Origin of the sequence: Gordonia jinhuaensis, assembly GCF_014639795.1 — a bacterium.
In the GTDB taxonomy this organism is placed as follows: Bacteria; Actinomycetota; Actinomycetes; order Mycobacteriales; family Mycobacteriaceae; genus Gordonia_B; species Gordonia_B jinhuaensis.
This window is the reverse complement of the sequence record NZ_BMGC01000034.1, coordinates 1-26624: the sequence shown is the minus strand read 5'-3', so window position 1 is coordinate 26624 and position 26624 is coordinate 1. Positions and strand designations below refer to the sequence as shown.

General features: G+C 66.6%; 27 protein-coding genes. 15 read left to right on the top strand and 12 right to left on the bottom strand.

Going from position 1 to position 26624, the window contains the following annotated elements; all coding sequences use genetic code 11:
- From IEW22_RS16550 to IEW22_RS16525, 6 genes are all read left to right on the top strand, one after another.
- Window positions 1-1071: a winged helix DNA-binding domain-containing protein gene (locus IEW22_RS16550; RefSeq protein ID WP_229742824.1), complete on the top strand. Its 1071-nt coding sequence runs from the start codon at window positions 1-3 to the stop codon at window positions 1069-1071.
- Between the two features lie 58 nt (window positions 1072-1129).
- Entirely contained in the window at window positions 1130-1972 is an 843-nt protein-coding gene (locus tag IEW22_RS16545; RefSeq protein ID WP_188587932.1) for a S49 family peptidase, read from the top strand.
- A gap of 439 nt (window positions 1973-2411) precedes the next feature.
- Window positions 2412-2726, top strand: coding sequence for a rhodanese-like domain-containing protein (locus IEW22_RS16540; RefSeq protein WP_188587958.1), 315 nt, complete (start codon window positions 2412-2414; stop codon window positions 2724-2726).
- 92 nt (window positions 2727-2818) lie between these two features.
- Window positions 2819-3781 (top strand): DUF4328 domain-containing protein, encoded by a 963-nt coding sequence (locus tag IEW22_RS16535; protein WP_188587930.1) that lies wholly within the window; start codon window positions 2819-2821, stop codon window positions 3779-3781.
- Window positions 3778-4575 (top strand): glycerophosphodiester phosphodiesterase, encoded by a 798-nt coding sequence (locus IEW22_RS16530; RefSeq protein WP_188587928.1) that lies wholly within the window; start codon window positions 3778-3780, stop codon window positions 4573-4575. Before IEW22_RS16535 ends, IEW22_RS16530 begins: the two co-directional genes overlap by 4 nt.
- A gap of 25 nt (window positions 4576-4600) precedes the next feature.
- On the top strand, window positions 4601-5515 hold the full coding sequence (locus IEW22_RS16525; RefSeq protein ID WP_188587926.1) for a DUF5926 family protein: 915 nt from the start codon (window positions 4601-4603) through the stop codon (window positions 5513-5515).
- A gap of 34 nt (window positions 5516-5549) precedes the next feature.
- Here the strand turns inward: IEW22_RS16525 and IEW22_RS16520 are convergent, their stop codons facing one another.
- The gene (locus IEW22_RS16520) at window positions 5550-5981 is read right to left on the bottom strand and encodes a hypothetical protein (protein WP_188587924.1); all 432 of its coding nucleotides are present in this window, start codon (window positions 5979-5981) and stop codon (window positions 5550-5552) included.
- 531 nt (window positions 5982-6512) lie between these two features.
- Window positions 6513-7346: a DUF222 domain-containing protein gene (locus IEW22_RS16515; RefSeq protein WP_188587922.1), complete on the bottom strand. Its 834-nt coding sequence runs from the start codon at window positions 7344-7346 to the stop codon at window positions 6513-6515.
- 196 nt (window positions 7347-7542) lie between these two features.
- On the opposite strand from IEW22_RS16515, the gene IEW22_RS16510 reads away from it, so the two are divergent.
- Complete coding sequence (locus tag IEW22_RS16510) at window positions 7543-8979, top strand: purine-cytosine permease family protein (RefSeq protein ID WP_229742823.1); 1437 nt, start codon at window positions 7543-7545, stop codon at window positions 8977-8979.
- 28 nt (window positions 8980-9007) lie between these two features.
- The gene (locus IEW22_RS16505; protein WP_188587920.1) at window positions 9008-10012 is read left to right on the top strand and encodes an isopenicillin N synthase family dioxygenase; all 1005 of its coding nucleotides are present in this window, start codon (window positions 9008-9010) and stop codon (window positions 10010-10012) included.
- Between the two features lie 3 nt (window positions 10013-10015).
- Here the strand turns inward: IEW22_RS16505 and IEW22_RS20250 are convergent, their stop codons facing one another.
- Window positions 10016-11245 (bottom strand): LCP family protein, encoded by a 1230-nt coding sequence (locus IEW22_RS20250; RefSeq protein ID WP_308421411.1) that lies wholly within the window; start codon window positions 11243-11245, stop codon window positions 10016-10018.
- 75 nt (window positions 11246-11320) lie between these two features.
- Between IEW22_RS20250 and IEW22_RS20245 the strand changes: the two genes are divergently transcribed.
- Entirely contained in the window at window positions 11321-11608 is a 288-nt protein-coding gene (locus IEW22_RS20245) for a hypothetical protein (RefSeq protein WP_229742822.1), read from the top strand.
- Here IEW22_RS20245 and IEW22_RS16495 read toward each other — a convergent pair.
- Window positions 11598-12395 carry a CPBP family intramembrane glutamic endopeptidase gene (locus IEW22_RS16495; protein ID WP_229742827.1) on the bottom strand — a complete coding sequence of 266 codons (798 nt, stop codon included), beginning with the start codon at window positions 12393-12395 and terminating at the stop codon, window positions 11598-11600. The genes IEW22_RS20245 and IEW22_RS16495 overlap by 11 nt on opposite strands.
- A gap of 125 nt (window positions 12396-12520) precedes the next feature.
- Complete coding sequence (locus IEW22_RS16490) at window positions 12521-13300, bottom strand: DUF2470 domain-containing protein (RefSeq protein ID WP_188587916.1); 780 nt, start codon at window positions 13298-13300, stop codon at window positions 12521-12523.
- A gap of 168 nt (window positions 13301-13468) precedes the next feature.
- Here IEW22_RS16490 and pheA point away from each other — a divergent pair, with 168 nt between their 5' ends.
- Together pheA and IEW22_RS16480 are read left to right on the top strand one after the other, a co-directional pair.
- Window positions 13469-14389, top strand: coding sequence for a prephenate dehydratase (gene pheA, locus IEW22_RS16485; protein ID WP_188587914.1), 921 nt, complete (start codon window positions 13469-13471; stop codon window positions 14387-14389).
- A complete protein-coding gene (locus IEW22_RS16480) occupies window positions 14389-15096 on the top strand; it encodes a histidine phosphatase family protein (protein WP_188587913.1) in 708 nt (235 codons plus the stop codon). The genes pheA and IEW22_RS16480 overlap by 1 nt, the downstream gene beginning before the upstream one ends.
- A gap of 10 nt (window positions 15097-15106) precedes the next feature.
- Here the strand turns inward: IEW22_RS16480 and IEW22_RS16475 are convergent, their stop codons facing one another.
- On the bottom strand, window positions 15107-16525 hold the full coding sequence (locus IEW22_RS16475) for an FAD-binding oxidoreductase (RefSeq protein ID WP_188587911.1): 1419 nt from the start codon (window positions 16523-16525) through the stop codon (window positions 15107-15109).
- Between the two features lie 58 nt (window positions 16526-16583).
- Window positions 16584-17906 carry an amidohydrolase family protein gene (locus IEW22_RS16470; RefSeq protein WP_188587909.1) on the bottom strand — a complete coding sequence of 441 codons (1323 nt, stop codon included), beginning with the start codon at window positions 17904-17906 and terminating at the stop codon, window positions 16584-16586.
- A 134-nt stretch (window positions 17907-18040) separates the two neighbouring features.
- On the opposite strand from IEW22_RS16470, the gene IEW22_RS16465 reads away from it, so the two are divergent.
- Window positions 18041-19054 (top strand): LacI family DNA-binding transcriptional regulator, encoded by a 1014-nt coding sequence (locus tag IEW22_RS16465; protein WP_188587900.1) that lies wholly within the window; start codon window positions 18041-18043, stop codon window positions 19052-19054.
- 58 nt (window positions 19055-19112) lie between these two features.
- Here the strand turns inward: IEW22_RS16465 and IEW22_RS16460 are convergent, their stop codons facing one another.
- Window positions 19113-19463, bottom strand: a complete 351-nt coding sequence (locus IEW22_RS16460; protein WP_188587897.1) for a metallopeptidase family protein — start codon at window positions 19461-19463, stop codon at window positions 19113-19115.
- Between the two features lie 2 nt (window positions 19464-19465).
- Window positions 19466-20695 (bottom strand): septum formation family protein, encoded by a 1230-nt coding sequence (locus tag IEW22_RS16455; protein WP_188587895.1) that lies wholly within the window; start codon window positions 20693-20695, stop codon window positions 19466-19468.
- 71 nt (window positions 20696-20766) lie between these two features.
- Between IEW22_RS16455 and IEW22_RS16450 the strand changes: the two genes are divergently transcribed.
- Genes IEW22_RS16450 through IEW22_RS16440 form a run of 3 tightly spaced genes read left to right on the top strand, consistent with a single transcriptional unit; the run spans window position 20767 to window position 23335 of the window.
- Window positions 20767-21195 (top strand): ankyrin repeat domain-containing protein, encoded by a 429-nt coding sequence (locus IEW22_RS16450; protein ID WP_188587951.1) that lies wholly within the window; start codon window positions 20767-20769, stop codon window positions 21193-21195.
- 11 nt (window positions 21196-21206) lie between these two features.
- Window positions 21207-22466 (top strand): serine--tRNA ligase, encoded by a 1260-nt coding sequence (gene serS / locus IEW22_RS16445; RefSeq protein WP_188587893.1) that lies wholly within the window; start codon window positions 21207-21209, stop codon window positions 22464-22466.
- Window positions 22466-23335 (top strand): DMT family transporter, encoded by an 870-nt coding sequence (locus tag IEW22_RS16440; protein WP_188587948.1) that lies wholly within the window; start codon window positions 22466-22468, stop codon window positions 23333-23335. Before serS ends, IEW22_RS16440 begins: the two co-directional genes overlap by 1 nt.
- A 36-nt stretch (window positions 23336-23371) precedes the next feature.
- Here the strand turns inward: IEW22_RS16440 and IEW22_RS16435 are convergent, their stop codons facing one another.
- From IEW22_RS16435 to IEW22_RS16425, 3 genes are all read right to left on the bottom strand, one after another.
- Entirely contained in the window at window positions 23372-24358 is a 987-nt protein-coding gene (locus tag IEW22_RS16435) for an SDR family oxidoreductase (protein ID WP_188587892.1), read from the bottom strand.
- Between the two features lie 65 nt (window positions 24359-24423).
- Complete coding sequence (locus tag IEW22_RS16430; protein ID WP_188587890.1) at window positions 24424-25404, bottom strand: SMP-30/gluconolactonase/LRE family protein; 981 nt, start codon at window positions 25402-25404, stop codon at window positions 24424-24426.
- A 3-nt stretch (window positions 25405-25407) separates the two neighbouring features.
- Complete coding sequence (locus IEW22_RS16425) at window positions 25408-26514, bottom strand: type III PLP-dependent enzyme domain-containing protein (RefSeq protein WP_268235495.1); 1107 nt, start codon at window positions 26512-26514, stop codon at window positions 25408-25410.
- Between the last annotated feature and the right edge of the window lie 110 nt (window positions 26515-26624).

Genomic DNA, 26624 nt, shown 5'->3' with positions numbered 1-26624 from the left:
GTGGCGTCCATCGATGAGCAGGCATGGGGCACAACGCTGCTCGCCCGTCAGCATCTGCTGTCCCCGGTCGACGAGGACGCGATCGAGGTGCTCGACCGCTGTGTGGGTATGCAGGCTCAAGACCCTCGCGCACCGTTCTACGGATTGTGGTCGCGGATAGCGGGTTTCGAGCACAGCGAGCTCGACGACCTGCTGAACGAACGCGAGGTGGTGCGGATGGCGTTGTTGCGCAGCACGATCTTCCTCGTCGATGCCGAGGACGCCCGTTGGATCAGGCCGCTGGCAGCGACGTCGCTCGAGGCCGAGATCCGGACCGTGCACCGCAAGCGGCTCGATTCGGCCGACCCGGCGGCGATCATCGATGTGGCTGCCGACCTCCTGCGCGACGGTCCGATGTCCGGTGAACACCTCAGGGGGGCGCTGCTCACGGAGTTTCCCGGCGAGCCTCCCGCGACGCTGGTGGCCATCGCACGGTGCGGCCTGCCACTGGTGCAGGTCCCGCCGCGCGGCACCTGGTCGGGCGGCGGGGGTGTGCGCTATGCGCTCTTCGACGACTGGGTGGGGCCGGGTGAGCCGGCCATCGCCGGCGAGGACGCGGTCAGGGAACTGATCCGGCTGTATCTGCGCGGCTTCGGGCCGGCGAGTGTGGCGTCGGTGCAGAGCTGGTCGGGGCTGACCGGTCTGCGTCCGGTGATGGCGGCGATGGAGGCAGAGTGGGAACTCGAACGACTCGACGGGCCCGACGGGATCGAACTGTATGACCTCGACGGTCTGCCACGCGGTGGCGGCGAACCGGCGCCGGCACGTCTGGTCGCACCGTTCGACCACGTGGTGGTGGCGCACGCCGACCGGCGTCGGGTGATCGACGAGGAGCTGTTCCGTCGGACGCAGGTGCCCAACGGGATCTCCCCCGGGTTCGTGCTGGTGGACGGCCGTGTCGCCGCCACCTGGAAACGGACGGGTACGGCCGCAGGCGAGGATGTGGCCGTCGACTACCTCGTGTCGGTGCCCGCCTCGCGCCGGCGGGCTGTCGAGACCGAGGTGCAGCGACTAAGTGCCTGGTGCGCGTGATCGCTCGGAGCCGGTGATCACGTGGAGGGCTGTCGGGACCGTTGCCTATCGTTGGCCCATGACCTCTCGACCGCTGAAGAAGATCCTCACCTCCATCGCCCGTGCGCGCGCCGACCGGATCGCGGTGGTGCGCCTCGACGGTGTGATCGGTGGCCTCGGCCCGGGGCGCAATGGGATGACCATCGACCGACTCGAGCCGGTGCTGCGTCGGGCATTCGAACTCGACAGGCTCAAAGCTGTTGCTCTGGTGGTCAATTCACCGGGAGGGTCGCCGTCGCAGTCGGAGTACATCGCCGGGCGTATCCGTCAGCTCGCCACCGAGAAAGGCGTGCGGGTGCTAGCCTTCTGTGAGGATGTCGCCGCCTCGGGCGGATATTGGCTGGCGTGCGCGGCCGACGAGATCTTCGTGGCCAACACATCGGTGGTCGGCTCGATCGGCGTGATCAGTTCGAGTTTCGGGCTGGAGAAGGTGATCGATCGGTTCGGCATCGAACGCCGCGTGCACACCGCGGGTGAGAACAAGCATCGCCTCGACGTGTTCCAAGCAGAACAGCCCGAGGATGTCGCGTGGCTGGAGGGGTTGCAGGGCGACATCCACGCGGCCTTCATCAGCTGGGTTCGCCGGCGGCGCGGCGCCAGGCTCGCCGGCGACGACGCCGAGCTGTTCAACGGTGACGTGTGGGTGGGTCGGCGCGCGGTCGATCTCGGGCTGGCCGACGGGGTCGGGATGCTGCGGTCGGTGATCGCCGAGCGCTACCCCGATGCCGAGATCGAACCGATCGCCGCGCCGAAGCCGCTGCTCGCGCGGCTGACCTCATCGAGCCGACTCACCGAGGGTGTGGTCACCGGTGTGATCGACGCTGCCGAAGCGCGAGCCGCCTGGTCGCGCTACGGGCGCTGAGGAGCGCTCGGGAGTCACGTGGGCCCGGGCCTGGTGTCCACACCGGGCCTGTGGACAACTGGCTCGTGGCAGGCGTGGGGACTGGTGATCGTTCACAAGGACGTCGACTCTCCGATACCTGACGTTTGCGGCCGAACTTATCCACAGCGACGCCTCGATCGGGCTGTGTGGTGCACAAATGGAGGGATGGTGGCTGTGGAATTCGTTGTGGAAACTGTGGAGAACAGGACCTAAGTCACTGTGATCTAGTGACGGCAGTCACTCGGATTCGTGAAGTTTGTGCTGTGCGTGCGGAGAAGATGTCCGTTTGGTAAATCTTCTTTACCAGCGTGATTCATCCGGTTAAATCGGGCCGTCTGTGGATAATTTGTGGATGCTTTTGTCCTCCGAACAGATTCGTTGTCATTCGTGACACCATGGAGACGTGAACGCGGGGAATATGAGTCAGGTATCGGTCACTGAGCTTCCGGAGGATTTCACCGGTGTTACCGACAGCATTCTCCTCGACGTCCGGGAGGCGGACGAGTGGGCGAACGGCCACGTGCGTGGCGCCGTGCACATCCCACTCGGCGAGGTGCCCGGACGACTCGATGAGATCGACATGGATGCTGAGCTCTATGTGATCTGTCATTCCGGCGGTCGGTCGATCCGGATGTGTCAGTACCTCGAGCAGGTGGGTTATGAGGCGACGACCGTGCGCGGCGGGATGCTCGCATGGGCGGAGCATGGGCGGCCCATCGAGACGGGCGAGTAGTTCGAGTGATCGACTTCTGCCCGAGGTGCCGGATCCAGGCGCCTCATCAACCCGGTCGCGAGGGTTGTCCACGGTGCGGGGGAGGGCTCGACGTGCTCCCGGATGGCACCTTCGGGATGTCGGCGACCTCCGGTGGAGCTCCCGGGCAGGGGCAACCTCCGCTGGTCTACGGGCGCGCCGCGCCGTACAGCCCCCACTCGTATGCCGCCGACCCCCGGCCGTATGCCTCGGGTCCGCCGCCGCGCACGGCGTTCCGGCGACAGGCATTCCGCTGGGTCGCCTCCCGGCCACCGGAGGCGATGCCCGCGCCGCGGGAGCAACCCCGCACTCGTGATCCGAGGATTCCGCGCTATCGCTTCATCCCGCAGTGGGGGCTGCCGATCGTGCCCGTCACCGCGGGTGCCGACACCCGGCGGTCTGCCCATGAGGTGGTCTCGGGATGGCTGAGCTGGCTGCTCCCACTGCAGACGGCGCTCCTGGTGGGGGCCGGGGTCACGCAGCTGTGGATCTACATCCTGCTGGCCATCAACCGGTCGCATCCCATCTCGGCGGCCAACGGCGCCGCTGCGCTGGCGTTGAACTGGTTGTTCGGCACGCTGTCGGTGATCGGCATGGTCGCCTTGGGTGCGACCCTGATCGTGTGGTTGCGCGAGGAGCGCAGACGCCGATATCGACGTCACGGGTTGCGTGATCCGCGTCCGTGGTGGCAACTGGTGGTCGGGGTTGCGGTGCCCGTGGTGAACCTCGTGTGGCCTGCGGCGTTCTTTCACGAACTCGTCGCGCAGGCCGATGACGATCCGACCCCGGTGCGTACGCGCACACTGCTGCGTCGGTGGTGGCTGGGCTGGGTCCTGGTGAATCTCGCCGTCTACGTGACGGTGCTGATGCGGATCGTGTCGTCGTCGGTGCAATGGCAGGCCAACGCCATGTTGCTGCTGGTGCTCTGCGACTTCGCCGGCGCGGCGTTCACGATGGCGACGTGGTGGATGTGGCGGAACGTGATCGAGCCGTCGAGTGACCGTGTACCCGCCACCAGGTGGGTGCCGGCGACATGAGTCTGACCATCGCCCGACCGGACCGCCCTGGCGTGGTGGCGCATCGCGGCGCATCGGCCGAGCTTGCCGAACACACGCTCGCCGCCTACGAGCTCGCCCTCGATCAGGGGGCCGATGCGGTGGAGTGTGATGTGCGGCTGACGCGCGATCACCAGTTGGTGTGTATCCATGACCGGACGGTCGACCGCACGTCGTCGGGCACGGGTGTGGTCAGTGAGATGTCCCTGGCGGAGTTGTCCGAACTGGATTTCGGCAGTTGGCATCCCAGCGGCACGTCGTCGCCGGTGCTGACGCTGCGCGAACTGTTGACGTTGGTGCTCGATTGGGAGCGGCCGATCCGGTTGTTCATCGAGACCAAACATCCGGTGCGCTACGGGGCGCTGGTCGAGCAGTTCCTGCTGGCCGAGCTGGCGCGATTCGGAATCGCTTCGCCGAGGTCTGCGGATCTGAGTCGTGCGGTGGTCATCTCCTTCTCGGCGGCCAGTGTGTGGCGGGTTCGGCGGAACGCCCCGCTGCTTCCGACGGTGTTGCTCGGGGAGACCTCGCGCGTGCTCGGTGGCAGCGCCGCGACCGCGGTGGGTGCCACGGGTATCGGTCCCTCGATCGCCTCGCTGCGCGAACACCCCGATCTGGTGGACAGGGCGGCCGCGTCGGGACGCGTCACCTACTGCTGGACAGTGAACGAGCATGAGCAGCTCGATCTGTGCCTGGAGACCGGGGTCGGGTGGGTGGCCACCGACTACCCGATGCGGGTGCGCGCATGGCTGGGCGGACCCGACGCCGCGTCGGTGTAGATCGGCGCCCGTGTAGGTTGGCCGCGTGGCAAAGAAGAGCAAGCGCGGAAGTGGACCCCGGCCGGGAAGTGACCGGGCCGAACGGATCGCGGCGCGGCGCGCCCGTGCCGAGGAGACATCGGCACTGCTGGTCGCGACACGACCATTCGCCGGACTCGCCTGCGAATGCGATCTCGTCGCACTCCGCGCGTTCGTCGCCTCGGCGACGGCGCCCGCTCCGCTGCGCTCTGCCGGGAACAACCAGGTTGAATTGGGCACCATCCTCGCCGGTGCGGTTCCGGCCCTCACGCGGGACATCGATTCGCAGACAGTCGGTTTCGCCGGCCTGCAGACCGACCCTGAACCCGACGACATCGCTGACTCACTGGCTTCGGCGCTGATCTGGGCGTCGGATGCTCCCGTCGGAGAGATCTATGAGCCCGTGTCGGAGGCGGGGTCGCTGACCGACATCCTCGACCCGGATGCACAGCTCGACATCACCGTCCACGAGGATTTCGGCTGGTGGTTCGACGACAACTCGCCCATGCCGGCGGAATTGGCCCAGGTGATGGAGCAGGCCGACAGTGCGATCATGCCGTCGGCACGCGTCGACGTGAACGGTCGGGGCGCTCCGTGGTGGGTTGACGCCGGGGAACGTGCACATCTTCGTTGGGTGCGTCCGGAGGATGAGGACGCGGTCATGAACGGGCTCGCGCGGGTGCATGCGCAGGGGCAGCTCACCCTCGGTGAGGGTTCGCGTTTCGCCGGCTCGTTCCGCACGCATGGGCTGCTCGTTCCGGTGTTCGACCTCGACGTGGAGATGCACGCCGAGGAGTGGGTGGGGCCGTGCACCGAGTTCGACAAGGTGCTGACCGAGGCCATCGCACAGACTGCTGAGTTGACCGCCGCCGAGCGCCGTTCCCGTGACGGCATCCGCAGTCGCCAGGTCACTCTGCGCTGAGAACCCCTGCGCTGCCGATCCGGACCCACTGGGTTCAGTAGGGCGGTGGGTCGTGCGCGCTGCGGCTGGCGTTGTCCGCCTGTTGTTCGAGGGCGTTACGGTTGCGTTCTCGTTCCTGGCGTCGGCGGGCGTGTGTGTCTGCCAGGCGTGGTCGGCGTCTGGTGGGTGATTCTGTGTTCGGTTGTGGTGGATGTTTCGGCGGCTCGGGGTCGGGCTCGGGGTTGGTGAAGGTGATGTCCCGCAGGGTGGGGAAGAGGTCGTCACCGGATTCGGCGTAACCGTGGATGGTTGCACCGTTGGGGGTGTAGAAGATTTGGTGGGCTTTGCCGGTGGCGTCGATGTACTGGTCGTCGAGGAACACGCCATCGGTTTTCATCTGGTGATGCATCCGGCACTTCGTGGCCAACCCGGCCGCGGTGGTCTGACCACCGGCCGCAGGGGTTGTCGTGATCGTATTCGTGCACATGATCGAGGTCTCCGGCGAAGGCAGGCTTGTCGCAACCAGGCACCGTGCAGTAACCGTCACGGATACGAATGAACAGGCTCATCGCCGTCGACGGCCGGTACGGATCCGACGGCAGGTGCGGACGCAAGGGTTTGCCGCCCGGGTTGACCGGTCTGATGACCGCCCCGGCGCCTTTCGCCAACTCCCGCACGTAGTCACCGGAGATCACGCCGTAGCCAGCCATGAACCCGACGCCCGAGTGGCGCGGGGAATAGGCGTGACGCGTGGTGGGCTTCTTTGGCGCAGGTCTGGGATCTTCGGCCGAGTCATGTTCAGCGGCAACAGGTTCAGCGGGCTCGGGGTCCTCCGAGACACTGCCGGCATCGGACCCCTCGAACAGTGTGGGCTCGGCGTCGTCCACCTCGGTCACAGTCGGCACCGTGGTAGCCGAGGCAGCGGTTTCCGAATCCGCCTCAACCGCCGCCGCTTCCGCAGCATCCGGCTCCGGCTCGGGTTCTTCGAGTGTCGCTGCTTCGGTGATGACGTGGATGATCACTTGTGCTTCAGCGGCTTGCACCATCGCCGGGGCGGGAATCGTGGCATCACACTGGTCGCCGCGGTCGCATTGGCACTCGAACAGCTCCCCTGACAGCAGAGCGAACACGGCATCGGACCGGCGGGCGCCGTCACGGCGCGGATCACCGTCGCACACACTCGAGGCCAACGCATCGACGCGGGCTGCCGCGATGCCACATTCTCCGCCGTCATCGACGCGTGCAGCACCGCCATGCCGTCAGTCGCGTTCTCGGCCCAGACCCGACGGCCTTCTTCCGACGCCTTTCGGCGTTCGCGGACGGCAGCGGGGTCGTGGCGGAACACAATCCGATCACACACATCCCGCAGACGTTGCAACGACCAGCTGCCCTGCCGCCGCAGAGCCTCCGCCAACTCCTGGTCGACCAGGGGTGCATACTCCTGTCCGCCGACCAGTGCGGTGCGCGCGATGACCGTGCGGATATGTCCGCCGGTGATCACTCCGTCATGCAGGCATTGCGCCACATGCGGCAGGCCCGCGAACAGGTGCGCGGCGTCCATCAACTCGGTTTCCACACCGGCTTGACTGCGACCGAGCATCATCGCGATCTCATTCGCCGCCCGCGCATGCGCGTCAAACACGCGCTGGTCAGAGTCCATGTGCGGGGCAACCAGCCGTTCGAAGACCTCGGCCATCGCCCGCAACCGGTGCCAGTCCATCAACGCACCCGCACGCCGCGCCCGAACGACGACTGCACCCAGACCGGCGGCATCCACCTCATCCAACGACTCCGGCAGTCCCAATGCGGAGAGATCCGGATCTGACTCAACAGACTGTTCAACCAGAGACATCGGAACCCCCTCCCGGCGGACGACCACGACTCGAACCATCTATCGAATACATGTTCGATACTACCGAGAAAAACACCCCCTGACAAGGGAAAATAGCCCAGAAACATACACGTGCCAAAGATCATTCACGCAAATGACACGAGCCCGAAGGTTGTCGATGCGGCGGTTCGCGTCAGCGCGCTGGTATCAAGAACCGGTGACCTCCGACGGTATGGCAGTCGAACAGCGAGATGACACTGGCAGTCGCGGACTCGTCGAGCAGCGCGGCATCGAGTACATCCCCGAATCCGAGCGGCGTGGCACCGTCCGGCATCTCGGGGCGATGTGGTCGGGGGTGATCCTCAACGTCCTCACTGTCGTTTACGGCACCCTGATGATCGCCCTCGGTCTCAACTGGTGGCAGGCCGTGCTCGCGGTGCTCATCGGCAATCTGACCTGGGTGTTCACCGGTGTCGTATCGATTGCGGGGCCAGCAGCGGGCACCACCACATTCGGGGTCTCGCGGCTGGTCTACGGCCATCACGGCGTGCGTCCCATTGCGTTTTTCAACTGGATCATGATGCTCGGGTACGAGGTACTCGATCTCGTGCTCGGTGTCCTCGCCGCCAGTGCATTACTGCGTATGGCCGGAGTGGAGGTGTCCACTGCAATCCAGGTGACACTGGTGATCGGCCTCTCGGTGATCCAAGCCGTGCTGCCACTACTCGGACATGCGGCGATCACAAAGGCGTTGAGTGCGTTGGCTATTCCGTGCGCGGTGATCTTCCTGATCATGGCCTGGCTGGTCGCCGGCAAGGTCCACCTCGGCGACCAGCAGCCGGGCTCGCTCGCGATGTTCTTCGGTGCGATCGCAGTGACCGCCAGCTCGGGCGCGCTCGGCTGGGCGCCGACCGCCGCCGACTATTCGCGCTACCTCCCGCGGACCGTCAGCAAGGTGCGTCTGGCGACGACAGTTGCTCTCGCAGGGGGTATTCCGCAGGTATTGCTGATGTTCCTCGGTATCGCGATCGCCGTGGCGATGCCGTCGGCCACCGACCCCGTCTCGGGACTGTCGACGGTGTTCCCCACCTGGCTCGTGGTGATCTACCTGCTGATGGTCGTCGTGCAGATGCTCGGCCTCAACGCCGTCGACCTGTACTCCTCGGGGGTGACGCTGCAGATCGTGGGGCTACGTGTCCAGCGCTGGCAAGCTGTTCTCGTCGACAGCGTCATCTGCGCGATAGTCGGCCTGTCCGTGGTGCTCTCGGGGAGCTTCTATCAATTCGTCAACAACTTCCTGCTGTTCATGATCGTCTGGTTTGCGCCGTGGGTGGGCGTCTTCACCGCGGATCTGGTGCGTCGCCGGGTGATCTACCCGGTAGGTGCCGACGAGGCGCCGGTCGTCTCGCTCTGGTCGGTGCCGGCCCTTACCGCGCAATTCCTCGGGATGCTCGCGTCAGTGCTGTGCATCAACACCACCGTCTTCGTGGGTCCACTCGCGTCGATGATGGACGGTGCGGACCTCAGTGTGATCGTCGGCATCGTGGTGGGCGCTGCGGTGTACATGGCATTGTCGGCTGGCACCAAACCCGCTGGCACCACACCCGCTGGCACCAAAACTGCTGTGACACAGTCGGACATCGCTACGAATTGACCGCGGTGCGCAGCGGTGCTGAGCTTGGATGATGATTCCGCTGATCGACATCGACGAATGGCGCACCGGCTCGGCCCACACGAGAGCCCACATGGCATCGCGTCTGGACTCCGCCCTGTGCGAGTCGGGGTTTCTGATGCTGTCCGGACATGGTGTGAGCGCGCAGCTGCGCGAGGACATCCGCGGCGCCGCCCGCGAGTTCTTTGCGCTGCCCGCCGAGGTCAAGGCGACCTACGCCGCGCCGATCTACGGCCGCGGCTGGATCGGCCCGGGTAAGGAGGCCAACAGTTTCTACGGTGAGGACGGCGACGAGGCCCGTCCCGACCTCAAGGAGACCTACACCATCGGCCACGACCAGCCCACCGGAGACGCCGCAATCGACGCGCAGTGGTTTGCTCCCAACGTCTGGCCGACCCAGGTCCCGGGACTGCAGGCGCTGTGCACCGAATACACCGCCGCGATGCGCGCGCTCAACGACGAGATGCTCGAGATGTGCGCCGCGGCCCTCGGACTCCCGGACGACTGGTTCACCAGCCGGTGCGCGGCCGCACCGCATACGTTCAACATCAATAGGTATCCGCCGATGTCGGTGACGGGAACTCCGGCACCCGGACAGTTTCGCGTTGCCCCGCACACCGATTGGGGCATGCTCACCCTGCTGGACCGGCAGGTCGGATACGGCGGCCTCGAGGTCCAGATCGGTGATCCCGATCCGGCTGCACCCGACGCGCCGGACGCCGACGCCCCCGGTGAATGGGTGAGCGCACCCGAAGTGCCCGACGCCTTCACGGTGAACATCGGCGACATCCTCGCCCGCTGGACCGGTGACCGGTGGCGCTCGACCCGTCACCGCGTGCTCCCGCCGCAGGACGCCGCACCTGAGGAGGAGCTGATCTCGCTCATCATGTTCTTCGAGACGAATGTCGACTCGCTGGTCGCACCGATTCCGGGTGTCGTGGGCAAGAGTGCCTACGAACCGGTGACCGCCGGCGACTATCTGATGGAACGCGCCTCGGCAGCCTCGGTCGGGTGACCGTCAGTTGACCGCTCCGCCACCGGTACTCAGCAGATCGCTGGGTACCGTCTGGTCGCGCGCGATGTAGTCGAAGAACCGCGTGGTGTTGTCGCCGAAGGCCAGCGAGTCGCCGTCGTCGGTCTGAATCGGTCCGCCGGTGGGTGTGGTGGTGGTGATGGGGTCGGAGTGCAGCTTCCACCCGAGATAGCCGAGATGCCAGATGTGATCGCCGTTGTCGACGGTCAGCGAACTCACCGCACCCGACACGAACGGCCAGAACTTGAACGGGTTGAGGATGGTGCTCGGGCTCATCGCCTTGGACACCAACGCCGACAAGAACTTCCGCTGATTGACCACACGTTCGAGGTCGGCGTTCGGGAAGGCGCGGGTGCGTACCAGCCCCAATGCCTGTCTGCCGTTGAGGGTTTGGCATCCGGCAGGCAGGTCCAGACCAGCCTTGGGATCGTGCAGCGGCTGGTCGAGGCACATCGTCACTCCGCCGACCGCGTCGACCAGTGAGTCGAATCCGCCGAATCCGATCTCGGCGTAGTGATCGATGTGGACTCGCGTGGCGGACTCCACGGTCTGCACGAGTAGTGAGGCCCCGCCGAGTGAGAACGCTGCGTTGATCTTGTGCTGCCCCTGTCTGGGGATCGGTACGTAGAGATCACGTGGGATCGACACGAGCATGGCCTTACCGCTGCGCGGGATGTGCACCAGCATGATCGTGTCGGTGCGGCCTTCCACACCCTCCACATCGCCGGTGCTCAGGTCTTTCTTCTGCTCGGCGGACAGTCCGGACCGCGAATCAGAGCCCACCAGCAGCCAATTGGTGCCGGGGGTGTCACCGACACGGCCGGGATAGGCGCTCAGCGCGTTCACCCGGTGCAGCTTGGAGTCGAAGTAGAACAGCAGTCCTGCCGACCCGACGATCACCACCAGCACCACCACGAGCAGCACGCGGAGGAAGGTCAGTCGCGGCCTCCGCGCGAAGCGGGACCGCTTCTTCTTCGGCGGCTCGGGAGCGGGTTCGCGCTGTGGTCGGTAGTTGTCGGGACGCCGCGGCGGTGGGCTGCCACCGACCCGGTTGTCTCGACGGCCGCTGCGGCGGTACTCCTCGCGCAGCGCGGCGAGTCGACCGTCATCGTCGAATGCCGAGTCGTCGCGACGAGCTCGAGGGTCATCTGGCGCAGGTGTGCGGTACTGCGGTGGAACGGCCTGCGGCCGCTGCGGCGGTGCGTAGCCAGGCACCCCCGCGGCGCCTCGAGCCCGCTGATCCGGCCGAGCCCGCTGATCCGGGCGCGGGTCGCGACGTGGGTACTCGTCGTGCCGCGGTGGGTACTGGTCGCGTGGTGGATGGGGATCGCGACGTGGGTACTGGTCGCGCCGGGTGGGCGCCTGACCTGGTTGCCCCTGTCGCGGTGGGTTCTGTCGCGGTGGGTTCTGACCTGGTTGCCCCTGTCGGGGTGGGTTCTGGCGCGGTCCCTGCGGTGGGTTCCGTCGATCGGCGTCGCGACCGGCGTCACGATGCAGAAAGGGCGGATCCTGGTCGCTCACCCCGACGACTTTACGGTGCATTCCGCCCGTCGCCGACGAGTCGACGTCAGCGGGTGAGCAGGCCGAGGTGGTCGCCGAGCAGCGCGTAGCCGAAAGCGACCGTGTCGATCAGCGCATGACCGATCACCAGCGGCCAGATACGCGCCGTGCACTGGAAGAACCGCCCGTAGACCAGCCCCATCGCGAGGTTGCCCACACCACCCCCGAAGCCTTGGTACAGGTGATAGCTGCCGCGCAGGACCGCCGATCCGAGCAGCGACGAGTTCTCGCCGGCGCCGAGCTGGCGCAGCCGGGTGATCAGATAGCCCACCACGAGGAACTCCTCGGCCGCGGCGTTGCCGATCGCGGCGAGGATGAGCACCGGCAACCGCCACCAGGCGTCGGTCAGCGTGGAGGGCAGCACCTCGGCGTTGATGCCGAGCGCACGTGCGGCGACGTAGAGCCCGAGTCCGGGCAGCCCGATCACCGCTGCGGCGGCCACACCCCAGGACACATCCGAGGCCACCTTCACCGGTTTCAGACCGAGGATTCGTGCGGTGATCCCCGACCTCCACAGCAGATACACGGCCAGCGCGGCGATCGCGAAGAGGTGAACGGCGTCGAGGAGCTGTTCGGCGAGGTCGATGATGCCGACCGTCGACGACGAGGTGTTGAGCGCCACCGACTGTGAGCCGATCCCGCCCCGGTGCAGTTGTGCGTCGATCAGCGACAGCAGGGAGCGCAGTCCGGACATGCCGAAGGTGAGCACCAGCACGATGACGATCTCGACGATCAGGCCGCGGCGTTCGCGGGCGTCGGTCACCACCTGCGGCCGGGTGCCGGCGATGCCGTGATCGGCGGGGATCCCTCGGGCCGCGACCTTCAGTGCATCGCGGATCCGCTCGCCGGCCGTGTTCGGCCGGCCTGCATCGCGCTCACCTGACCGGTAGGCGGGTACATCGGCATTCACGCATGCCAGATTAGGGGCGATCAGTGCGAGTGGGGGATGCTGTTGAGGTAGGGGCAGCCGACCAGTGATCGCAACGCACCGGACAGCTCGACCACATCGCCGACGGGTCGGTTGAACGGGAGCCGGATGTCGGTGTCAGGCCCAGGACCTTCCACGCGCAGCCGGATGCCGTACCGGTCGATACCCAGCGGACGGATCCGGCCGTGACGCTCCTCGTCGCTCAGATGCCGGGCGAGCACCCCGACCAGGTCGCTGTGATCGTGATCGAGGTGGGCGACCCAGTGGTCCTCGAACTCCCAGAACGGGTCGGGTGTCGCGATGGCCAGTTCGGCGGCGGTCGCCGAGGCCGCGCCGGCGCCGTTGGCGATCACCGCATGCCCGAGTTGCATACGCAGCAACGTGTGGGTGTGTCCGACGTCGAGCAGATGCGGCTGCGGGTGGTCGAGGGAGATCTCCACCGCCAGGTCGTGTTGCAGGTCGCGGGGGACGGCGTGCAGGCGACCGTTGAGCCAGATCAGAGCGCGTACCGGCTCGCGCAGGGGGATCGGGGCACAGTCGGTGATCTCCACCATCGCCTGTAGGCCGGCAGGGTCGGCGGCGGCGTCGAGTTCGCGGGCACGGCTGTTGGGGACCAGCACGAAGGCCTGTGTCTCGTAGAGGTGGACCATGGTGATCTGCATCGGCTCGGGTGCCCGGTCGCCGGCCGGATCGTCGACGGCCAGGGTGGCGTCGGTGGCGCGCATACAGGCGGTGCGCACGGCTTCGGCCGGGGTGGGGGCCAGGGCATGTGCGGTCGTCATAGGGGTTCCTCTCTCACTCCGAGCGCCGAGACCATTCGGGGAAGTGGACGGTCACCGTCGGTCCGGTCTGTGGGATGGCAACGAGATAGGTAACCCTAACCTAATTGACCGCCGGGTGGGAGGGAGAGAAGCGAATCGGCCGATCATCCACCGGTTATCCTGCGGACTATGTCGACCATCGCCTTCTTCGGACCGTCGGGAACGTTCACCGAGATGGCGCTCGACGCGTTTCTCACCGACCCGCTGGTCGCCGATCAGGTCGGAGCCGGCTCGGCGCGCGTGGCCGCGTCGAGTCCCGAGTCGGTGATCGAGATGGTGCGTGACGGGGCGGCCGAGTTCGGCGTTGTCCCCATCGAGAGTTCGGTCGAGGGATCGGTGCCCTCGACGATGGACGCGCTCGCGAAGGGGACGCGCGTGCAGATCGTCGCCGAGACGGTGCTGCCGGTCGCGTTCACGATCGCCGCCGCCACCGCACTCGACCCCGCTCAGGTCCAGACGTTGGCGGCCTACCCGGTCGCCGCGCGGCAGGTGCGCCACAGCGTGGCCGCCATGTTCCCGGCCGCACATTTCGTCCCCGCCGATTCCAATGCCGGCGCTGCCGACGACGTGCGCGCGGGTCGAGCCGATGCGGCCGTGACCACCGGTCTGGCGGCGTCGATGGCCGGACTGGTCGTGCTCGCTGATCGCGTGGCCGATTCCGACTCGGCGACAACACGATTCGTTCTTCTTCGGCAACCCGGTCCGGTGCCGCTGCGCACGGGCTCCGACCGCACCTCGGTGGTACTCGACCTGCCCCATGAGCCCGGTTCGCTGATGCGGGCGATGTCCGAATTCGCCTCACGCGGCATCGACCTGACGCGCATCGAGTCACGTCCGCAGCCGCGCGAGGGTGAGTACTTCTTCTTCCTCGACGCCGTCGGACACATCGAGGATCCGGCCGTCGCCGAGGCGCTGGCCGCGCTGCATGCGGCCGCCCGCGAGGTGGTGTATCTCGGATCGTGGCCGACTGCGGTGCGTCTGGGGCCTCCGCCGCCGGATCATCGTGACAGTCTGGAATGGGTTGAGTCGTTGCGTAGAGGAGGTCGATGATGGCGACCCTGCATCTGGTGCGGCACGGGGAGACCACGTCGAATGTGATGCGCCGGTTGGACACAGCGTTGCCCGGCGCGGCACTCACCGACTTCGGTATTCGACAGGCCGCGAGGTTCGCGCTCGAACACGGTGACGTCGGTGAGGTGAGACTGCTGTGTTCGCCCGCAGCGCGGGCCCGGCAGACCGCGGAGGTGATCGGCGACGTCTGGGGAGTCACTCCCGAGGTGGTGCAGGGCGTCTACGAGGTCCAGCTCGGTGACCTCGAGGGCCGCACCGACGACGATGCCCACGAGTTGTTCGTGAAGATCGTCCGCAGTTGGTACGGCTCCGACGAGGCCACTGGTCGCGCGGGTGAGCGTCTGCGGGGTGTCGCCGGTGGCGACGACCCGATCCCCGGTGGCGAGTCGTGGTCGATGGTGCGTGATCGGTTCATGCCGGTGATCGACGACATCGCCGCCCGTTACCTCGACGGGGCCGATGCGCGCGACGTGTACCTGGTGAGCCACGGTGCCGCGATCCGGCTCATCGCCGCACATCTGGGACAGGTCGAACCCCGCTTCGCACTGGAACACCACCTGCGCAACTGCTCGGAGGTGGAGCTGAACTACGCACTCGGGCAGTGGGATTGCGTGCGCTGGGGCGACGACGAGGCGCCGTTCACCAGCACCGACCCCAGCGAGACCGTCATCGACCCGATGGGCTGAGTGCGGGCTGTCACCTCTGTACGTCTGATGCAGTGAGCCGATACTTCCAGCCCTTCGACGGCAACGCGGTGGCCTCGGTGACCTCGTTGACCGTCTCGTCGTCGGACTTGCCCTGTGCGAGAAGGCCGTAGGGGTCGGCGACGCGTTTCAACTCGGCCTCGGCGGCCGCCCACGGCTTCATACCGCTCGCCAGCAGGGTGGGGGTGTGGGTGTTGGCGATGTCGAGCCCGGCCTCCTGCAATTGCCGGGTGATCTCGGTCATCTGCTCCTGACTCTCGAAGTCCCACACCGGGGAGCCCTGCGCCGACAGCCCGCCGTCGAATCGCTTCATCTCGATGTGGGTGGGCCCCAGATGCGCGAAGTCGCGGTTGATGCGCACGATCGAGTCGTAGAGATCGTCCTTGGGGAACAGGGCGAGCAGCCCGATGAGCTTCCGGTTGACGCGCTGATAGTGCATCATCGCGTGACCCCAGGTGAACTCGTACATCGGGATGCCATAGGCGCCCTGTTCTTCGTCGGTGCGGTAGCCGATGTGGCCGTTGTTCGCGGCGATCAGATCTTCCACAACCGGCATGCACTGCTCGGCAACCATCGCCAAGACCATCGAATGCCCCTGTGGCACATAGGGTGCCAGGTCGGGCAGATAGGTGGGCAGCGGATCCTGCTGAACCGACACCACCTTCTTGAGGATGCCCTCGCTCTCGCAGAGGTCAACCGCGAACCGCGCCGCCTGGTCGAATTCGGGGAAGGCGATCACCAGCTCCTGCCAGTTCCACGCCGGGGCGGTGGGGAGCTCGACCTCGGTGATGATGCCGTTGGCCCCGTAGGCGTGGTGGACGATGTTGACGTCCTCGCCGGTGAGCTCGATGAACCGCGGGTTCTCTTCGGCGGTCATCACCTCGAGTGCGACGATGTTGCCGCGATCGCGGAGGATTCCCCACTGGCAGCTGCCGATTCCGGCGTGGCCGCCGGCGATGTAGCCGCCGATGGTCGACTGATTCTTGGTGGAGGGATGCATGCGCATCTCCCAGCCGGTGGGGCGGATCTCGTTGTCGATGTCGACGAGCAGTGTCCCGGTGAGGGCGCGCACCGTACCCAGTGTGGTGGGGACGATGCCGGTGATACCCGTGACGTCGATCACGGCCCCGCCCGACAGAGGTACACCCTGACCGAACTGGCCGGTGCCGGCGCCACGCACGGTGATCGGGATGCGGTGCCGCACGCAGGCGCCCACGGTCACGCGCAACTCCTCCTTGGATCGCGGTGCGATGTAGATGTCGGCCACCCGACCACGCATCACCTCTCGCAGCACCGGGCTCTGGGCGAATCGGTCACGGCTCTTGGCGCGCAACAGCCGCGCTTCCGAGGAGTGCGGGATGTTGCCGAGTTCGTCGACGAGGTCTTCGAGTGCTTCGGTGCTGACGGACATGAGACACCTTTCGGGTGCGGGTATGGGTATGGGTATGAGTTCGGTGGCGGAGGGCAGATCAGAGCGCAGAGCGGATGCGGGACAACCGATCTCGACAGTCGGCTTCGAGTTCGATGTCGCGGTCGGTGGGACCCGTCCCGGCCAGGCGACCGGCCACGTGGACCTCGCGGATGTCGGCGGACGACAGGCTCAGCACCGCATACGCCCACAGGTCGGCGGCGTCGAGGATCTCGTACGGCGCGGGCGGGTCGAGAATGAGGAAGTCGGCGGCGTATCCGGGGGCCAGCCTGCCCACCCGGTCCCCGACACCGAGGACATCGGCGGCGTCGGCGGTGTGCATCCGCAGCACCGTCTTGGCATCGAGGACCGTCGCGTCCTGTGCGGTGGCACGCAAGGTGTACAACCCCATGCGCATGTTCTCGAACGGGTCGGCGACATCTGCGCTTGCCTGCCCGTCGACACCCATCCCGACTCGCACTCCCGCGTTGCGGTAGCCGAGGACGTCGGCGATCCCCGAACCGAGGCGTCCGTTGGACAGCGGGTTCCACACCATCGACGCCCCGGCGCGGGCAGCGCCGTCGCGGATATGGGGCGTCGTGTGGATGAAGTGGGCGAAGATCGTGTCGGGCCCCACACGTCCGGATTCGACGAGGTCGTCGAACCACGTCTGCTGTTCGGCAGTGGTGCCCGGGTCTTCGAGGTAGTGAGTGTGCATCCGAAAGCTGTTCTCGCGCAGCATGTCGACTTCGTCGCGCATCTGCTCGACGGTCATTCTCCCGGTGGTGTTCATCGACAGTCCGAGCACCTGGTCGCGATCGGGTGCGCTGAGGTGGACGAACTTGTCGAGTTCGCTGATCCGCTCCGCTGGGCTACGCCACAACGGCGGCGAGAAGCAGAACTCGGTGTGAACCGGTGCCGATATGGCTGCGGCCCATTGCTCTTCGGGTCCGATGCCGAAGTCGTGGGTGTGGTTGCACACGGTGGTGACGCCGTGGCGCAGCATGTCGCGGTAGCCGTGTGCGGTGAAGGCGGCCATGTCGCCGTCGCCGAAGTGCGGCCCGATCCGCTTGTGCAACTGCTCGATCCACCCCATCGTCGAGCAGCCGTCGGCTACACCGCGAAACGGGCTCTGCCACAGGTGAGTGTGTGCCGAGACGAACCCCGGCAGCACCACCGCGCCGTGCAGATCGACGATCCGGTGCGGATGGGAGGCAGTGGCGGCGTCGAAGGCGCCCGGCTCGACGGAGACGAACCGGCCGTCGTCGCCGACCACGAGATGACCGAGGAAGGGGTCGCCGTCGCGATGCGCCGGGAAGAGAAGCGCGTTGTCGTAGACCGTCGGGGATTCTGGAGCACCGTCGATGAATCGTTTTTCCACCACGAGCACAATGATGCGCCACAGATGTTTCGGCCACATCACCGTCGTTTACGCTTACGAAAATCGCTCCACCGGGGCAGGATTCACCGGGGGTCACGTGCAGGGAGGCGGTCACGTGCAGGGAGGGGGAGGTGACGATGAGCGGCGGCAACAGCGTGGCGGGTAGACCGACGATCCGCGACGTCGCGGCGGCCTCCGGGGTGTCGGTGGGCACCGTTTCGCAGGCGCTCAACGGCAAGGGCCGGATGGACGAGAAGACTCGCGTGCGCATTCGGGAAGCAGCCTCCCGACTCGGATACGTGCCCAACCCGCGGGCGCGCGCCCTGCGGACCGGTGCCACGAACACCATCGGCCTGGTGGCCTCGCTGCTGCGCAGCGAGGAGACGACTCCGCAGAGCGGTATGAGCTGGTATCTGCGCACGGCAGTGGCCGCCGCGCAGGAGAGCCTGGCCGCCGGCTATGCGTTGACCCTGGTGCCTCCGCGCGGACCGCACGGGTGGGTGCAGGAATTCGCCGTCGACGGTGTCCTGGTGATCGACCCCGATCCCGACGACGACCAGCTCTCCACGCTGCGGGGACGCGGGCTGCCCGTGGTGGTGATCTCCGGCGATCCGGAGCAGACCGACGTCACCACTGTCTCCATCGATTGGCGCAGCGCGGTCGATCTGGTGGCCGCTCACGTCGCCGAGCGCGGTGCTCATCACCTGGGCCTGATCATCGATTCCAGCGAACGCCAGACCGCCCGCGGCACCGAACGCGCCTATCGGGACTGGTGTGCACACCAGGGCGTGCCCCCGCGTATCGCGGTCGCTCGGCTCGGCGAGGGCTTCGCGCAGGCCGGCGAGGTGGCATGTGCTGAGTTGTGCGATGAGTATCCCGAGGTCGACGCCATCTACGCGCCGCTGGACACCGTCGCCGCCGGCGCATGGCGATATCTGGCCGCGGCCGACAGAGCAGGCAGTGGGCGCCGTGTTCACCTGGTGACCTCCGAGGGGCAGGTCGCCCGGACGCATACGCCACCGTTGACCGGTGTCGACACCCGGCGCGAAGAACTGGCTGTCACCGCGACCAGGCTGCTACTCGACCAGATCAGAACCGGCACACCCGGGGAGTCGGTGGTCTTCGAGACGGGGCTGGTGGTGCGGGACTGAGTCCGTTGCGCGGTTGCTCAGCGCCCCGTACAACCCCGTATGCCCCGGCCCGTGTGCTTCAGCCCCAGCCGTGCGCGTGCAGCCACGCGTCGTCGATGCCGAAGTGGTGGCCGATCTCGTGCACCACTGTCACGGCGACCTCATGCACCACCTGCGCATGTGTCTGACACATCGCGAGGATCGGTTCGCGGTAGATCGTGATGGTGTCGGGCAGGTAGCCGGCGTAGGTGGTGTCGCGATGCGTGAGCGCCACTCCGTGATAGAGCCCGAGCAGATGCGGGTCCTCGGGGTGGCGTGGCTCGATCAGGATCACCACGTTCGACATCGCCTCGGCGAGCTCCTCGGGTATCGAGTCCAGCGCATCGCCGACGAGGTTCTCGAACTCGTCGTCACTCATCGACACGGCCATCGTCAGCCCACCGGGTTGGGAGCGGGCATCTCGGTGGGATTGGGCTCCACACCGCCCGGCAGCGGGACCGCCGTCGGCAGGATGCGCCCCGGTGGCTGCGCGGGTGGCGGGTTGGGGATCTTCCCGTTGATGAGCAGGGTCTGGCGCGCATCGCCGACCAGCGTCGCGAAGCCGCCGGCATCGGGCAGTCCCACGTAGCAGACCACCTTGCGGCTGCCCGCGGCCCAGCTCGGTTCGGCGATGGTCGACCACTGCACGTTGAGCGTCGTCTTGGCGAACTTCGCGTCGCCGCCGAAGAAGGTGTCGGTGAGGTCGGGGCAGATCTTGGTCAGCTGTGCGTTCTGCTTGTCGACCGATGGGGCGGGGGCACCGGAGTTCGCGGCACCGAAGGTGCCCGACAGGTCGACCACCGCGGTCACCTGGAAAGCATGCGGCTCACTGCACGCCACCGCGTCGGTGGGCTGACGTTGCGCGTTGATGCCGATACACGTGCCCGCGGGCCACTGCAGGGACTGATCCTGGGAGCCGACCTTGCCCAGGAACGGCTGCAGACGTCCCTGGGAGTCCGAGAGCTGCAGTCCGCACCGCAGCGCGCGCTCACCGTCTGACCACTGCTCGGCCGAGGGGTACATCAGCCCCACCGAGAAGCGTCCCTGCGGGTCGAGTTTGCCGCCCAGGTAGGCAGACACGGCGGTGGGGCAGTGCTCGTCGCGGAAGGTGGAGAACCAGTCCGTGCCTGGCCAGGGTGCGTTCGAGGAGAACTCGGTACCCGGGTAGGCGCTGGTGTCGGTCACGCCGGCGACCTCGAAATAGTGCTGCTGCGCGCAGTCGACCTTCGACGGCTTGCCCGGGTTGTCGGCGGGCCAGGTCAGGCAGTCGCCGGGGACCGACTGATTGAACGCGTTCTTGTCGGGCCCGCGCTGCGATTCGCCGATGCTGCTGGTGGCCACGTCGCCCTTGTCGCCGAAACCACCCAGCGCCGCCACGATGCAGCCCGCGACCACAGCACCCACCACGATCGCCGCGAGAACCAGTCGCACGGGTGAAGCGGCCAGATGCGATTTCCACGACTGCCGGTCGGCCGGTTCGGGACCGTAGTCGTCGGCGTCGTCGAAATCCTCGGCATCGTCGTAACCGTCGGGGTACGCGCTGTATGCCTGAGCGTCAGCCGAATCCCCGGCGTCGTGAGCGTCGGGTTCGGCGTGCGGATCGCGGCTGTGCGGGTCGGACATCGCCGTCCATGATGCCTGTTGTGTGCGCGTGGCCGGTCGAGGACGCTCGTAGAGTGCGTGTCATGAGTGACATGCCGCGCTCCGATCCGCCGGAATCGTCGGACCTCGACGATCAACTCGCCGAACTGGCCGGGCGGCTGTTCGACATGGCCCGCAACGGTGACACGGCCGCGCTGGATGCCTATCTCGATGCGGGTGTCCCGGTGAATCTGCGCAATCAGACCGGCGACACCCTGCTGATGCTGGCGGCCTATCACGGACATGCCGACACGGTCTCGGCGCTGCTGAGCCGGGGTGCCGACCCGAACCTGCCCAATGACCGCGGACAGTCGCCGCTGGCCGGCGCGGTGTTCAAGTCGAATGACGAGGTGGTCGCCGCGCTGGTCGCCGCGGGTGCCGACCCCGATGCCGGCTCGCCGACCGCCCGCGATGCCGCGGTGATGTTCGGGCGCGCCGACTACAGCGACCTGTGGCGACCGCCGCACCCCGGTTCTGGGTAGGGTTTTGTCTCGTGATCGACCTGAAGATTGTTCGCGAGGATCCTGAGCTCGTCCGCCGGTCGCAGCGCACCCGTGGCGCCGACCCCGCCCTTGTCGACGAGCTGCTGGCCGCGGACTCCGCGCGGCGCGCTGCCATCGCCGAGGCCGATTCGCTGCGCTCCGAACAGAAGGCGTTGGGCAAGAAGGTCGGCAAGGCATCGCCGGAGGAGCGTGAGACGCTGCTGGCGCAGGGTCGCGTGCTCGCCGACCGGGTCAAAGAGGCCGGTGCGCTCGAGTCCGCCGCTGACGAGCAGATGCGCGCAGCACACCTGGCCATCGACAACATCGTCGAACCCGACGCGCCTGCCGGCGGCGAGGACGACTTCGTGGTGCTCGAGACCGTGGGTGAGCCCCGTGAGATCCCGAACGCCAAAGATCACCTCGAACTCGGCGAATCGCTGGGCCTGATCGACATGGAGCGCGGCGCGAAGGTGTCGGGCTCGCGGTTCTACTTCCTCACCGGCTATGGCGCGATGCTCCAGCTCGGCCTGTTGCAACTGGCAGCGCAGAAGGCCATGGCCAACGGCTTCACGATGATGATCCCGCCGGTGCTGGTTCGGCCGGAGGTGATGGGCGGTACCGGCTTCCTCGGCGCCCACGCCGACGAGGTCTACCACCTCGACAAGGACGACGACCTGTACCTGGTCGGTACATCCGAGGTGCCGTTGGCCGGCTACCACATGAACGAGATCATCGACCTGTCCGACGGCCCGAAGAGCTACGCCGGCTGGTCGAGCTGCTTCCGTCGCGAGGCGGGCAGCTACGGCAAGGACACCCGCGGCATCCTGCGCGTGCACCAGTTCGACAAGGTCGAGGGCTTCATCTACTGCAAACCCGAAGACGCGCAGGCGCAGCACCAGCGGCTGCTGGGCATCGAGAAGCAGATGCTCGCCGCGATCGACGTCCCGTACCGGGTGATCGACATCGCCGGCGGGGACCTCGGTTCGTCGGCGGCCCGCAAATTCGACTGCGAGGCCTGGGTGCCCACCCAGAACACCTACCGTGAGCTCACCTCCACCTCGAACTGCACCACCTATCAGGCGCGGCGCCTGTCGATCCGCTACCGCGACGAGAACGGCAAGCCGCAGGTGGCCGCGACGCTGAACGGGACGTTGGGCACCACGCGCTGGCTGGTCGCGATCCTGGAGAACCACCAGCAACCCGACGGCAGCGTGAAGGTGCCCGAGGCGCTGGTGCCGTTCGTCGGCGTGGATGTGCTGACCCCCAGATGATGGCGGTCGGCGTCGTCGCGGCGATCATCGCGGCGCTCGCCTATGGCACGGCGTCGGTACTGCAGGCGCGCGGCGCCCACGAGGTCACCGAGGAATCGGCGGGGGCGAGTGCGGCGCCCACGCTGCGGTCGACGATCGCGGCGATGCTCACGGCGTCATTTCTCGTCGGCATCTCCCTCGACGTGCTCGGATTCGCGGGAAATCTGGTGGCCGACCGTCTGACGCCGTTGTTCTTGGCGCAGACGATCGTCAGCGCCAATCTGGTGGTGACCGCGGTGTTGGCCACATTCGTGCTCGACGCCCGCCTCAATCGCCGCGAATGGACTGCGGTTGTCGTGGTGGTGGTCGCGCTGGTGGTGATGGGGCTGGGCGCCGGCCATGAGGGGCATCGCGACCACGACTGGTTGCACTGGGCGCTGCTGGTCGGCGGGATCGTGCTGCTGCTCCTCGCGATGGCGCTGATCCACATGCTGCCCACCGGTGTCGCTGTGGTCGCCGGTCTGTCCGGCGGCATCCTGTTCGGGCTGATGGCGGTGGCCATCCGGATTCTGCGCGGCATCGAGCCATTCGATCTCGTCGCACTGCTGACCGACCCCGCCGCCTATGCGGTGGTGATCTGCGGGATCGGCGGCTTCTATCTGTTCACCGTCGCGCTGCAGACCGGTGCGGTCAGCGCCGCCTCGGCGGCGATCGTGGTCGGCGAGACGGTGGTTCCCGGTGCGCTGGGCATCGCCCTGCTTGGTGACACCACTCGCCCGGGGTGGGGTGCGGTCACCGTGATTGCCTTCGTCGCGGCGGTGGCGGGTGCGGTCACCATCGCGATGTCGTCGGCGGTGCGCGCCTCGGAAGGCGTGTCGGAGGGGACGTGACGGAAGGGACGTGACGGAGGGGACGTGACGCGCGGCCTAGAGATAGCCGTGTGCGCGCCACCACTCGAGCGCTCGGCGAATGCTGTCCTCGATCGGCGTCTGAGGCAGACCGAGTTCGGTCACCGCCTTCGAACAGTCGTAGGACTCACCCATGTGGCCGATCTTCACAGCCGACGCCGTCTCGAACGGTTTCGTATTGGTGACGCGGGCAATGGCTTCTGAGACGTGTCCCACCGCGACTGCGAGCGGATAGGGGATGCTGATCCTCGGTCGCGATACCCCGGCGATGTCAGCGATCATGTTCTGGAACTCGGTGATCGAGATGTTCACGTTGCCCAGCAGGTAGTTTTCGCCGATTCGGCCTTTGCGTGCTGCGAGGATGTGTCCGCGTGCAACGTCTTCGACGTCGATGACGTTCAAGTAGCCTTTCATGGTCACCGCCATTGTCCCCTTCGCGACATCCAGCAGTAGTTGGCCGGAATTCGTGGGGCGGACGTCGTTGGTGCCGATCACGTAGGTGGGACTGACGATCACGAGCGGCAATCCGCGGGCGGCGAAACGCAGGGCCTCCACCTCGCCGAGAAATTTGGACTGTGTGTAGTGGTCACCGGTCCGCCAGTGATTGAACATCGCGGACTCGTCGACGGGTGTCTCACCGTGTGCACCGAGTGTGCAGTTCGTACTCGTGTACACCACCCGCTCGACGCCCGCGGCCTCAGCCGCCTGCATCGTCGCGCGCGTGCCGTTGACATTGACGTCGTAGGCGACCTGCGGGTCTGGGTTGTAGTGACTGAAATATGCTGCGGTGCAGTACATCGTGGTACATCCGCGGAGCGCGCGTACTACGGATTCGCGGTCACGCATATCGCCGTGAACGACCTCGACGTCGAATTCATCGAGATTCTGAGTGGTGCTCGATTCTCTGGCGAGGACGCGGACCTGCTCACCTTCGGCCAGTAGTTGACGCATCACCGCAGAACCGATGAATCCGGTCGCTCCGATGATCAGGCTCTTGTCGGACATTTTGTGCACCTTCCAATTTCGTCTGCTACCTGAGTCGAGTGGCCATCTTTGTGCGCGAACGGATTTCAGCTGTCGAGTTCGATGACTTCGATGCGTCCGGCGCGGAGTCTGCGTGCCTCTTCGGGATCGAGTGCGGCCACGGTCGCTGCATAAAGCGTGGATCCGGTCGCGCCCCCGATGACACAGTCGAGTGTCAATTGACTGGTTCGGATGCGCTGGAGCACCTGCCCTCCCTGCGCGACCTGAACCACCTCGCCACGCAGCGCATTGGCGATCCAGATGGAATCGTCAGCGCCACTGCAGATCCCGTCTGGACTCACTGGATCGCTGGAGTGTTTCGCGATCATCGGGTGTTCGGTCGCGCGGGCGACAAACCGCGTCAACGTCCCGAGCGGTCCGCCGTCGGTGACCGCCCGTCGCAGCCACCCCGACATGAGGGAGGCCCAGAGTTCGGGCTCCCCGAATCCACCCTTTCCGTCGACGGTGAGTGCGGTCAGGCGCAGGCCCAGTGACTCGGCCACCACCAGATGTCGTCCGGAGTCGTCGAGGTGAAATCCGTTGGCGAAGGCCAACGGCGCGCTGCTGCCGACAACCTCGCCGTCGGGGCTCAGGCAATAGACGGGGGCAGTAGGCGGACCCGGGGGCCTCATGAGGTCGGTCATCGAATGCTCACGGGCATAGGAGAGATAGTCGAATCCGAAGCTGCCCACGTAGGCGTAACCCGATTCGTCGACGACCATGTCATTCGCGGAGCCGATGACGCGGTCTCGAAGGTCACAGTGCAGTGTCACGGTGCCGTCGGCGGTGACGCGCATGACCTTGGCGTCATCCATGAGCACCACGAGCATGTCGCCGCCGGGCAGCCATCCGATACCCCCGGCCCGACCGGGCAGCTCCGCCACCGTCTCCACGTCGCCCGCATGCCCGTCCCAGCGATGGACCTTGCCGAATGCCATGTCGCTGAAGTAGAGCGAATCGTCGCGCCAACGCAGACATTCTGTTGTGTCGAAGCCCTCCAGAGCAATACGTGCCTGTGGTGTGGCCATCGCTCAGAACCTCGTCTCGATCACATCGACCACGGTGTGGTCGTCGTCGATCTCGAGAAGGACGCGCCACTTGTCGAATGTCGTGCAGGGATGCGATATGCCGAACAGCACGACGTCACCGACATGTAATCCGGTGGCCTGACCCGACGAGTCGAGCCGCACGTGTTGATCCCATGTCTGGGCCACCGTCCATCCACTCGCGGGCACCACCTCGCCTCCGGTCGCTCTCGCGAGGAGTTCAGGAGAGCCGATGTCGTCGCCGAAATCACGGTGCCCGATGTTGACGATGACCTTGCCGGGCTCGGGTGCAGAGACCACGGACGCCCACAGTCGAAGCGCGGGTTGTAAGGTGCCCGCAGGTGTGAGGTTCGGCGAGTTCCCCTCCTGGAGAGGTGACACGTACACATAGGCGCCGTCATCGTGGGTGACATAGCAGCCGCTGCGCAGGATCACCGCGCCGGCGACGCCGCTGAGTCGGTCTGCCACGATGTCGAAGGCCGAGCTGCCGCCGGCAGTGATGATCGCGTCGGCCGCGAGGAGACCCCGGTCGATCGCCCCGGTGATCGCGTCGGCCAGTGACGAGACAAACTCCGTGACCGCTTCGGTGGTGGGCGGTATCGCTCCGTAGGCAGGGGGCAGCGGCCGGCGGATGGCGGGCAGCAGTCCTTCGTATGCCGAGACACCGGACAGTGTGATGTCCCTCGAGTGGATGTGATCCAGCAGCTCGTAGAGGGCCTGCGCGCTGCGGACACCGGTCCTGCCGCCCGCGATCCCCATTTCGGCCAGTACTGTGATCGACGGACTCCTGCGCGCATACGGCGCCAGGATATCCAGCCCCGCAGACGAATCCACGAAAACCGCGATCTGCGCGCCGGAGTCCGCGAGCCTGCTCAGTGCCTCCAGCTGTGCGGTGTCGACTATCTGGTGCGCGAGAATCAGGCGACGCGCTCCGGCGGCGAAGGCGACCTCGGCGTGACGAACCGTGGATGCGGTCATACCCCACGCCCCTGCGGCCAGTTGTCTGCGGATCAGCTCAGGTGCCATTGCCGTCTTGGTGTGGGGTGCGAGCAAGACGCCGTGGGTTGCGCACCAGTTCGCCATCGCGTCGATGTTGTGGGCTCTTCGAAGTTAGCCGGGCACTGCTCAGCAGTGGAATTGCTGGATGTTGGCCCGCTGGGCGCGGGTGCAGTGGAATCGTATCCGGCGCCGCGAGTTCTCGG